Source organism: Henriciella sp. (assembly GCF_049649345.1).
Lineage (GTDB): Bacteria > Pseudomonadota > Alphaproteobacteria > Caulobacterales > Hyphomonadaceae > Henriciella.
The window spans coordinates 1-10,060 of record NZ_JBARZC010000444.1 but is presented as its reverse complement, the minus strand read 5'-3'; the positions used below and the strand labels follow the sequence as shown (position 1 = coordinate 10,060).

The 10,060-nt window shown below is 62.9% G+C and carries 8 protein-coding genes and 1 tRNA gene; 2 read left to right on the top strand and 7 right to left on the bottom strand.

Going from position 1 to position 10,060, the window contains the following annotated elements; genetic code table 11:
• A partial coding sequence (locus WA989_RS12330; RefSeq protein WP_424340793.1) for a sialate O-acetylesterase occupies positions 1-1,568 on the top strand: 1,568 nt, incomplete at its 5' end.
• 148 nt (positions 1,569-1,716) lie between these two features.
• Here the strand turns inward: WA989_RS12330 and WA989_RS12325 are convergent.
• The 6 genes from WA989_RS12325 to WA989_RS12300 all read right to left on the bottom strand — a co-directional run bounded on the left by WA989_RS12325 (position 1,717) and on the right by WA989_RS12300 (position 8,480).
• Entirely contained in the window at positions 1,717-2,052 is a 336-nt protein-coding gene (locus WA989_RS12325) for a hypothetical protein (RefSeq protein ID WP_424340792.1), read from the bottom strand.
• A gap of 238 nt (positions 2,053-2,290) precedes the next feature.
• Positions 2,291-2,470 carry a hypothetical protein gene (locus tag WA989_RS12320; RefSeq protein ID WP_424340791.1) on the bottom strand — a complete coding sequence of 60 codons (180 nt, stop codon included), beginning with the start codon at positions 2,468-2,470 and terminating at the stop codon, positions 2,291-2,293.
• Positions 2,471-2,524: 54 nt separating this feature from the next.
• Positions 2,525-5,932: a mechanosensitive ion channel domain-containing protein gene (locus tag WA989_RS12315; protein WP_424340790.1), complete on the bottom strand. Its 3,408-nt coding sequence runs from the start codon at positions 5,930-5,932 to the stop codon at positions 2,525-2,527.
• 134 nt (positions 5,933-6,066) lie between these two features.
• A tRNA-Met gene (locus WA989_RS12310) sits at positions 6,067-6,143 on the bottom strand.
• An 80-nt stretch (positions 6,144-6,223) separates the two neighbouring features.
• A complete protein-coding gene (locus WA989_RS12305; protein WP_424340789.1) occupies positions 6,224-7,336 on the bottom strand; it encodes an NAD(P)/FAD-dependent oxidoreductase in 1,113 nt (370 codons plus the stop codon).
• Between the two features lie 7 nt (positions 7,337-7,343).
• Positions 7,344-8,480, bottom strand: a complete 1,137-nt coding sequence (locus WA989_RS12300; RefSeq protein ID WP_424340788.1) for a serine hydrolase domain-containing protein — start codon at positions 8,478-8,480, stop codon at positions 7,344-7,346.
• Positions 8,481-8,622: 142 nt separating this feature from the next.
• On the opposite strand from WA989_RS12300, the gene WA989_RS12295 reads away from it, so the two are divergent.
• Entirely contained in the window at positions 8,623-9,375 is a 753-nt protein-coding gene (locus tag WA989_RS12295; RefSeq protein WP_424340787.1) for a hypothetical protein, read from the top strand.
• Between the two features lie 38 nt (positions 9,376-9,413).
• Here the strand turns inward: WA989_RS12295 and WA989_RS12290 are convergent.
• The coding region (locus WA989_RS12290; protein WP_424340786.1) for a hypothetical protein at positions 9,414-10,060 on the bottom strand (647 nt) is incomplete at its 5' end.

Here is a 10,060-nt window from a genome sequence, read left to right as displayed (position 1 = left end):
CGCTCAATCCGGACTCGGTCATTGGCGGGAGCGCGGATGACGGCCTGCGCCTGCTGACGGTGCCAAAGGCGACGGCGCTGACGCCGCAGGCCGCGCTGCCGGACGGTGCAGACTGGGCGGCGGCGTCGCCTGAGACTGTCCGCGACTTCTCGGCTGTCTGCTATTTCATGGGAGAGCGTCTGCGCAAGGCGCGCGGCATCCCGATCGGCCTGATCGATTCCTCCTGGGGTGGCTCCCAGATCGAGGCCTGGCTGCCGCAGGAGCAGCTTGAAGCGGCCGGTGGCTTCGATGAGAGCCTCGCCACGCTGGCGCTTTACCGCGACGACCCGGCCGCCGCGATGAAGGCGTATGGTGTGGTCTGGGAAGACTGGTGGCGCGCCGAGCACAAGAGCGCGCCCTGGGAAAAAGACCTCGACCTGACAGGCTGGAAAGCTGCGCCGGACGAATTCGGGGACTGGAAGGCGTATGGCGACGCTGAGATCAAGGACCATCTCGGCCGGCTCTGGTTTGCCCGAAAGTTTGAGCTAACGGCTGAGCAGGCGGACGGCCCGGCGACGATCTCGCTCGGCCTGTTCGACGATTCCGATGCAGTCTGGATCAACGGCACATTTATAGGCTCAACGTCGAGCTGGACGGACCGGCGCGTCTATCCCGTCGATGCCGGCATATTGCAGCCTGGCGAAAACACGATCCTCATCAATGTGCTGAACACCTATGGCCCGGGCGGCATGATAGGTCCGGGTGACGTGATGGCGCTTGAGCCTGCAGCTGGCGCGCCTGTCCCGCTTGGCTCCGGCTGGTCCTACAAGGCCGTGATGCAGCCCGATGATGGCGGCCCGCGCCCGCCCTGGGAGTCCGTGACAGGCTATACCACGATCGGCAATGCGATGATCGCCCCGCTGGACGGCATGCCGCTCAGCGCTGCTGTCTGGTATCAGGGCGAAAGCAATGCCGACCGCGCTGGCGCCTATGAGGGTTTGCTCAACCAGCTTATCGGCTCCTGGAGAGACAGTTTCGGCGCTGATGTGGCGGTCGTTGTGGTTCAGCTGCCGGGCTATGGGGCCCTCGCCGAAACGCCAACCGAATCGGGCTGGGCAGAGGTGCAGGACGCTCAGCGCCGCGTCGCCTTGGCCGATCCGCTGACCGGTCTCGTCACCACGATGGATGTCGGCCATCGCACAGATATCCATCCGCCCGACAAGCTCACTGTCGCCAGCCGGGCGACAGATGTGCTTTCCGGTCTGGAGGGCAGGCAGGACATTGAAACCAGTGGGTACTCGCCGAAAACCGCATTACGGGACGCAGAAGCCATCAGGATCGAACTTCCGCCCGGCGAATACAGGACGATCGGATCCAGTCGCGTCATATCGGTTTCGGTTTGCGACACAGGCGACACCTGTTCTTGGGCAGACGCCGCGCTTGATGGAAACGTGCTCGTCGTATCAGCGCCCGACCTGCCGGCGGCGGAGCGTGTCCGCTTCTGCTGGGGAGACGCGCCTGTGTGCAATCTGTTCTCTGAGCGCGATTGGCCCGTCACACCGTTTGAGCTGCCGATAACCGAGCAGTAGCGTTCCCGGTTAGACGGACCGCAGACCCGCCTTTTTCTAGCGTTTCCTGTTTCGCCCATTGCCGGCGAAAAGGAAAAAGGAGGAACACGCTTACAGGTGCTCCTCCCAGTTACACAGGGTCTTTTTTTTGGAGGTTATCCGAAGGCCGCTAGCGCCTTGCGGCAAATTTGCGGGCGGTGACTTGATCGCCCTTGATGGTGTCGTGAAAAGCCTGGAGCTGCCGGAGGTTCGTGGCCTCGACCGCATCATCCATGAGCTTGCTGACGCAGCTCCGCTCCAGGATGGCCCGCCGCGCCATGGTTCCGGTCTCGCGGCCCGTCGAACAGGCCTTGCGGGCTGTGCGTTCAAAGTCCGCATAGGTGACCTCAATGGAGGCGTCCGGGGAATAGTCGAAACGGGCTGTGAACTCAGACTGGGCAGATGCCGTTGCCGCTGCGGTTGCGAGGGCGGCGCCAGCGACCAGGGTTTTGATGAGAAGGGTCATGATAGGTCTCCGAATGTTTGGGTTGGAACAGCGTCGTGCTGTGAGACCTCAATCGCCGAGCCCGCCGGAAACGTCCTGATGGTCGGCTGAAGTGAGCCTGATTTTTATATGATGGATGGGTGATGTGCTTGTTTTTGCAGCGCTTTTTGTCGGTCATTTTATCTCGCCGATGGCCGGCGCTGGTCTAGACTCCCGGCCAAGGCGGACTGCAGCTCTGACTGGAACGACGCCTGAAGCCTTATGCGCCTTGCGGATTGGCCAGATCATGGTCGAGCCGCAGCGCAATAGCAGGTCTGGCGATGGCCAGTCCTTCACGCTTGAGCCGCGCATCATGGATGTGCTGTGCGTCCTGGCGGAGAATGCCTGCGAGGTCGTGTCCCGCGACACGCTGATTGAGCAGATCTGCAAGATCGAGCATGGCGGCGATGAAAGCCTGACCCGCGCCATTTCCATTCCGACCCGCCGTTTCGCACTAGCCGGACTTCATGTGGACATCTCGCTGCGGGAAGGGGATTTCGATGCTGGCCTGAGCGAGCGCCTTGTTGATTGCCGTGTTCAGCTCATGGCGAACGCGATATCTCTTGCGCGGATTGGATATGAAGACCCGCACTTCGAAATCGAGTGAGCTGTCGCCATGGTTCATGAAGAAGACACGCGGTTCAGGCGTTTCCAGAACATCGTTTTCTTCCACAGCGATCTTGAGCAGCAAATCACGCACCGCATCGACGTCCGATCCATAGGCCACACCAATCGGCACGATGATCCTCATGATGGAGTCGCGCCGCGTCCAGTTCGTGACGTTTTCGGTAATGATCGACTTGTTGGGAAGAATGACCTCGCGATTGTCGAAATCGGTCACCGTGGTGGCGCGGATGGCGACATTGGTCACGGTGCCGTCGAGGTCGCCGATGGTTACAACGTCGCCAACCCGGACCGGACGCTCGAAAAGGATGATCAGGCCGGAGATGAAATTGGCGACGATCTCCTGAAGGCCAAAGCCAAGCCCCACGCCGAGGGCGGCGATGATCCATTGCAGCCGCGACCAGTCGAGCCCAAGCTGCAGGAAGCCTGCGACCACGCCCGCGCCCACCAGAAAGTATCCGATGATCGTGTCGATGGCATAGCGTGACCCCTTGCTGAGCTGCAGGCGCTGGAAGGGACCCACTTCAAGAACGCCCCGAATATTGTAGGCGGCGACAATCCCGGCGGCGATGAACAGGACAAACAGGATGAGATTCCAGAGCGTGACAGGGCGTGCCGCGCGAACCCCGTCTATCGTGTCGGTGCCCGTCCAGAGGGTGATTTCGTTGGCGACGCCAAGAGCGGGCAGGACGGTCGCCCAGATCGCAAGAAAACCGGCCAGGGCCCCGCCCGCTGACAGATACAGAAGCAGGCGCCGGGTCTGGTTGGAGATGCGCTGGCGCTGATGCTCGACTTCGTCGGCCGCCGAGACGAGATCGCTCAGCCCGTCATCGTCCGCTTCATCTTCCTCGCCGTGTTCTTCGCGCTTGGCGCGCTCTTCTGCGCGCTCGGCTCTGCGCGCGATAGCCTGGCGCAGGGCCAGCCGGCGCTGGGCAATGATGAACAGGCGGTGCACCACGCCATAGACCAGGGCAAAGGCGAGCAGCATCGCGCCCGTGCGCACGATCCGCGTCTGCAGTGCGATGGCCGTATCGAAATAGCCGAAGAAAGGCATCACGCCGACGACCAGAGGCGCAAAGGAAAACACGATCAGTCCGATCAGGAGCAGGCCTGCACTCATGCCATCGGATATGGCTTCACGGATCCAGCCCCGGTCGAGATCGAATGTGGCGTAGCCGAAGATCGACGTTGCAAGCGACACAATCGCAAACGACACCATGCCGACACCGTTCTGAACATCGGTGCGCTCGAGCGCCACCGCCGCAGTGGTCACGAAGATGGCGATGCAGAACAGAATAAACGACCAGACGGGCGGGCGGCGCAGGGCCCGGATCGCGCGTTCGCTCCAGTTGAAATGTGTTTCGAAAACCCCGTCTGGCCGACTGAGGTTCAGAAGGGTCAAGACCATAAACGTCGTGGCCGACAGGGCCAGGCATCCGTTGGCAAAGGCGGTCAGGAAAGGCGATGCCTCGCCGTTGAGCAGGATTGGCAAAGCAATCACGATCAGCGCCAGCGGAAGCGGCGAAGACAGGACGACACAAGCGAAAATTGCGAGCGGGGTGGTATAGTATTTATCGCGCGGAATTTTACCGACATCGGCGTTCAGGTCGGCGACGATCGTCAGCAAGCGGCGCCGTCCGGCGAAGGCGGCCAGAACCAGCGCAATCCCGACGATCAGCGGGAGAGGACGCGCCCGGACCCGCTCAGCATACTCGTCAGCCGCCGCCGAGACGGTGTCCTGGGAAAACATCCAGTCCAGGCTGCTCTGCACGCTTGGCCACCAGTTTGAAAGCGGGCGCACATTGGACGGCAGCCAGAGGAGCCGGCGTTCAAGCGTTCCGCGCAGATCTTCCATCTCTGTAAGCGTTTCCCTGACCGCGATCTCCTTGTCCGTCAGACGGTCGGACTGATCCCGCCCGGCCGCGATCAGATCCTCAAGCAGGCTTTCCCGCAGGTCGATAAGCTCATCCAAGGGGTCGGCAAGAGGGGGCCCGGAATCGGTCTCGGTCTCATCGCTGGTGCCAGGCTCGGTGTCTGGCTCCGGCTCCGGGTCTGACTCTGGTTCGGGCCATTCGATCGCCCGAACCAGTCTCAGCCTGTCCTGCCACAGGATCAGACTGAGCTGGGTGGACGCGCGCGCTTCTACCGCTTCGCTGATGGATTCGCGGAGAATCTGGGCGCGGGGCAGACTTGCCCGCAGCTGGCGAAGCAAGGCGCCGACCTCGTCTGTTATGCGCCCGGTCGCGAGAATGCGCTCGACTGTGTCTGCCTGTTGGCGGATCTCAAGCGTCTGCTCAGTCCTCAGCTTGATGTCCTGTTCGATGGCGAGCGCGCGGTCTGCCATATCCCTGAGCGTCGTTGCCAACTCCACTGTTTCGGCGGCGATGGCGGCGGCCGGGGGTGGCAGGTCCTGGGCGGCTAGTTGGCCTTGCTGCGCTCTCGACAGCGCGGCATCGGCCCGGTCCATCCGCACATCGGATAGGCGCTGCTGGATCTGTACAATCTCGGCATCGAGGGCTGCGATTTCTTCATTCGCCAGCGCAATCCGCGCAGAGACGACGGATTGGCGGTCAGGAATGGTCTGGAGTTCGCGCTGCAATTGCTCGACCTGCGAGCGGCGCGAGAAAATCCGGGCGCGCAAAAGCGCCTCGCGAGCCCGTTCGAGATCGCTGCTCTCGTCGCTATCGCCGACGTCTCTGGTATCTCGAAGCTCGCTCAGCGCCTGGCGGGCGAACGTGATGTCTTCAGCGATAGCAGCAGCCCGCCCGGCGAGATCGGCCTGCAATTCCAGTTGGCTGTTGCGCTGGCTGGCGCGCGCCGACCGTTCAGCCTGGAGGAAATCGAGCCGGCTGCGCAGGCCGGCGCTTGTCTCTGGCAGGTCGGCTGGAGCGACCGGATCATCGATATCGATCCGCGACTGGGCAATCCGCTCAAGAATGTCGCCGCTATTGGCGACGGTTTCCATATAGCCGTCGACTTCCTCCTGCCGCTCCTCGGCGCTGTCGAGTTCCGCGCGCGCTTCACTGAGCAGATCGTCGATCCGGGCCTGGTCCTCTTCGGTGAGCGCGCTTGAAGCGTCCAGCGCCTCAATCTGCGCTTCGATCTCCGACTGTGTCAGCGGCTGTTCCTGAGCGGTGGCGGCCAGCGCGCCCCACAGGATGATCAGCAGTATAACAGTATATCGGAGCACGTCGACGCAGCATTGCGTGTCGGGCCGGAAAGATCGGGTGATCAGCATCTCAGCCTATTATCACAGAGGATTTGCATCCTTACAATCGGCAGAAAGATCTAGAGATTTTTGTGGGCCGCCGACGACGGGAAGGACGCCGATGCCGGAGAGGCATGAGCACTATGCGAAGACGTGGGAAGGGATGGTGGTTCGGGGGAGACTTGAACTCCCGACCTCACGATTATGAGTCGTGCGCTCTAACCAGCTGAGCTACCGAACCGATCCGGGGTCTGCCCGAAAGCCTGGGCAATTGGGACAGCAGCGGGCTGAATACACATTGATGTGCTGCTCGGCAACCGCCTATTCCAGCAGGCTTGCCACGTAATCTGCAATGGCGAGCGAGGAGGTCAGGCCAGGGCTCTCTATGCCGATGAGATTGACCAGGCCCGGCGTGGCGGTGTCGATCACGAAGTCACCGGATGGCTGGTCAGGACCGACGATCTTGGGCCGCACGCCGGCATAGTCCGGCGCGAGGGCGCCGTCGGGCAGGCCGGGCCAGTAGCGCCGCGCCGAGGCGTAGAAGACATCGGCCCGCGCCGGGTCCACCTGATAGTTGAAGGGCGGACGCGCATCTTCAGGCAGCCACTCGGCATCAGGGCCAAGCTTGCCGCGGCCGGAAAGATCCACGGTCAGGTGCAGGCCGAGGCTGGCGCGGCCCGGCATCGGATAGATCAGACGCGAGAAGGGCGTCTTGCCGAGGATGGAGAAATAGCTGCCCTTTACATAGCGAGGCGTCGGGAGGCTTTTCTGATGCGGGCCGTCAATCCTGCGGGCAAGCGCGATGGAATTATGGCCGGCGGCATTGATCACGGTGCGCGCGGTGATGCGCGCTGGGGTCTCGCCGGACGTGATCAGCTCGATACCGTTGTCCACCGGCTGTCCGGACTCGACGGTCGTGCCGAAGGCGATCATTCCGCCCTGGTCTTCCAGCTCGCCCTGAAGCGCGAGAAAATAGCCATGGCTGTCGAAGATGCCCGACACCGGAGACCTGATCGCGGCGGTGATATCCCGGCTGAGCGCCGGCTCTATCTCACGCGCAGCGTCTCCCGATACGATCTCGAGCTGCTCGACGCCATTGCCCCGGGCGCGTTCGAGAATACCGGCAAGCTGGTCCTCTTCATCGGCGTGGGCGACGACGAGCTTGCCGCAATTATTGTAGTCGACCGAATGGGCATCGAGATAGGCGTAGAGCTGGCGCCGGCCCTCGACGCAGAAGCGCGCCTTGTAGGAGCCTTTGGCATAGTAAAGCCCGGCATGGATGACTTCCGAATTGCGCGACGAGGTGTGAACGGCGATGGCGTCTTCAGCTTCCAGCACGATGACATCGCGTCCGGCCAGCGCGGCTGCGCGCGCAACGGCCAGCCCGATGACGCCCGCGCCAATGACGATAAGGTCCGCATCGAACTGGTCCATGTCTGTCCTACGACCCCAGCGCTTGCCACGCAGCGGCGGCAAGGGTGATCGCGCGCATGTCTCCTGTCGTGGTGCCTTCCATCCGGTTCATCGCATAGGCGATTGTGGTGTGCGCCGCCATGTCGATCAGAACGAGCGAGCCGCCATAGCCGCCCCAGAAGATCGAGTCCTCATTGAGGGCGGGCGACATGGGGCCAGACAGGCCAAAGCCCATGCCGAAGCGAACGGGCATGTCCAGGACAAGGTCTGTGCCTTCGACCTGGCATTCGAGCGCCTTGCGGCACCCGGCTTCAGACAAGAAGCGTTTTCCGCCAGCCACGCCCCCATTGGCGAGGATGGTATGCACCGTGGCGACCGCGCGGGCATTGCCTGTGCCACCGGCGGCCGGGATTTCGGCGCCTCGCCAGGCGCGCGTGCGGGTCTCGGAAACCTCGATGGGCGGATGGGCGAAGGCCGCCTCCTTGATGGCGGAGTCATAAGAGGGGCTGCCCCGCAAGCCCGGCGGCGGTGTCAGCTCTGCGACGCGGTGATCCTCGGACGCCGGCAGTCCGATGTGGAAGTCTACGCCGAGCGGCTCGGCGAAATCTTCCCGGAACACCGTGCCGACACTGCGGCCGTCTGCGCGGCGGATCACCTCGCCGACCAGATAGCCTTGCGAGAGCGCGTGATAGCCGGAGGCGGTTCCCGGCTCCCACATCGGGGCCTGCGCCGCCAGAAGGCTGGTCGCGCGCTCCCAGTCATACAGCACCTCCTTGTCGACCGGATCGGCCCAGCCTGGCAGGCCTGCCGAATGGCTCATCAGGTGAGAGACCTTGACCGCGTCCTTTCCGTTGGCGGCAAATTCCGGCCAATAGTCGGCGACCGGCGCGTCGAAATCGATCAGCCCCTTGTCGGCGAGATAGAGGGCAACGAGCGCGGTGATCGTCTTCGTCGTTGAATAGACGTTGACGATCGTGTCCTTCTCCCAGGCGCGCGTCTTTTCCGGATCGGCGAAACCGCCCCAGAGATCAACGACCGTCTCGCCCTTGCTTGTCACGCAGAAAGAGGCGCCGAGGTCGGTCCCGTCTGACAGGTTCTGTTCGAACTGATCGCGCACCGCCGCGAACCGGTCTTCAGTGAACCCGTCTGTCATGCCATCCGCCATCTTATGCCTCCTCATGCCTTTGGCGAGACGCTAGGCGCGCAACCGTGCGGCGGCAACCTTTTCCAAAGGGAAGAAGACCGGAGAATCGGACCGGCGGAATTTGATTTGGGCAGGTCCGGCATTCGCGCTATCCTTTCAGGCCATGAGGATTGTTGCCGCGTCGATTGCCGCCTGCCTTATGCTCGGCCAGCCCGCTTCAGCTGACAGGGCAGAAGAAGCCTTTGTGGCCGGAGATTTCCTTGAAGCGGCGCAGATCGCGGAGGCTGAAGGCGGCGCTGCCAATTATGCGCGGGCCGCGCGGTGCCTTCTGGCAGACATCGTCGTCAGCGGCGCGCTGAATGAAGGCCGGCTGAAAACGGCCGAAACGCTCGCCCGCCAATCTCTCGATCTCGATCCCCAGCATCCGGAAGCCCGCCTCCAGCTTGCCATCGCCCTGTCCCTGCTGTCGCGCGACATGAGCGTGCGCGAGGCGCTCGATAGCGGCAATGCTTCGACCGCGCGGGATCTGGTTGAATCGGTGATCGAGGATGAGCCAGGCAATGTCTATGCGCATGGCTTTCTCGCCGTCTGGCATGTCGAAGTGGTCAGGCGCGGGGGCAGTCTCGGCTCGGCCTTCATGAAGGCAAGCATGGCTGATGCTTTCGCCCATTATCGCGCCGCAATCGCGACCGGTGAGAGCGATGCCTCGCTTCACTGGCAGTTCGCCCGTGCGCTTGCCGCGCATGATGCGCAAAAATACGCAGCGGAAATCAGCATCCTTCTGGAGCGCGCCGCAACCGATCGCTCTCCCACCGCACTGTCTGACAGGATGCAGGCGCGCGCCGCAGCGTTCGGCGACTATATTGAGAGCCACACGCGCAGAGATGTTGAGCGGTACGCCCGGTCACTGCTCTGAGGAAGCGCTCCGGGTTTAAACATGCCTGCCAGCCTGGCCTAGTTTTGCCGCCAGCCGGCGCTCTCGCCGATCAGTTGGGTAAGTTTGCGGCCGCAAAAGACCGGTGAAGGGCCGCTCGCTGGGCGGGTTTCGGACGCATCGACATGCGGGCTGAGCGCCATTTTCATCGCTTCGGCATTGAGGCCGCCATTCTGCTTTGGATCAGACAGGACGCGCTCGCCTGCGGTAAAGGCTGCCTGCATGGCTTCCAGTTCGCGGCGTGTCTCGAGCAGCTTGGCATATCCGACACCATCCTCCGGCGCCGTGTCAGACTTGCCGAGGGCCATCATGTTTTCGAGCGTTGCCTCGCGGCGCTGGATCTCGGGCCTCAGGACGACGAGACAGCTTGCGGCGGCGTCGGCGACGGCCGAAAGCTTGGTGTCGGCGAAGACAGGAAAATTCGTTTTGTCGAGCATGGTCAGCGGGGCAGGGGCCTGGTCTGTTCCAAGGATCGCGCTGGCCGGGGAGGACGCTTCAACCGGCACATTCGTATCGACCGGGTTTTGCTGTCCTGCTGCGGGCGGCGCAATGATGCGCGCGGCCGCTGTGGAGACGGCCGGCCCTTCGACCGGCTCGACATCGACGGGCTCGATAGGCGCTGCCCATGCCGCGCCGCCTGCTTCAATGACCACCAGGGGCGGCAAAC

Coding starts and splice junctions, on each gene's coding strand:
- WA989_RS12295 (WP_424340787.1), top strand. CDS start 8,623: ATGAGGATTGTTGCCGCGTCGATTGCCGCCTGCCTTATGCTCGGCCAG.
- WA989_RS12320 (WP_424340791.1), bottom strand. CDS start 2,470: ATGCTCGATCTTGCAGATCTGCTCAATCAGCGTGTCGCGGGACACGAC.
- WA989_RS12305 (WP_424340789.1), bottom strand. CDS start 7,336: ATGGACCAGTTCGATGCGGACCTTATCGTCATTGGCGCGGGCGTCATC.
- WA989_RS12325 (WP_424340792.1), bottom strand. CDS start 2,052: ATGACCCTTCTCATCAAAACCCTGGTCGCTGGCGCCGCCCTCGCAACC.
- WA989_RS12315 (WP_424340790.1), bottom strand. CDS start 5,932: ATGCTGATCACCCGATCTTTCCGGCCCGACACGCAATGCTGCGTCGAC.
- WA989_RS12300 (WP_424340788.1), bottom strand. CDS start 8,480: ATGGCGGATGGCATGACAGACGGGTTCACTGAAGACCGGTTCGCGGCG.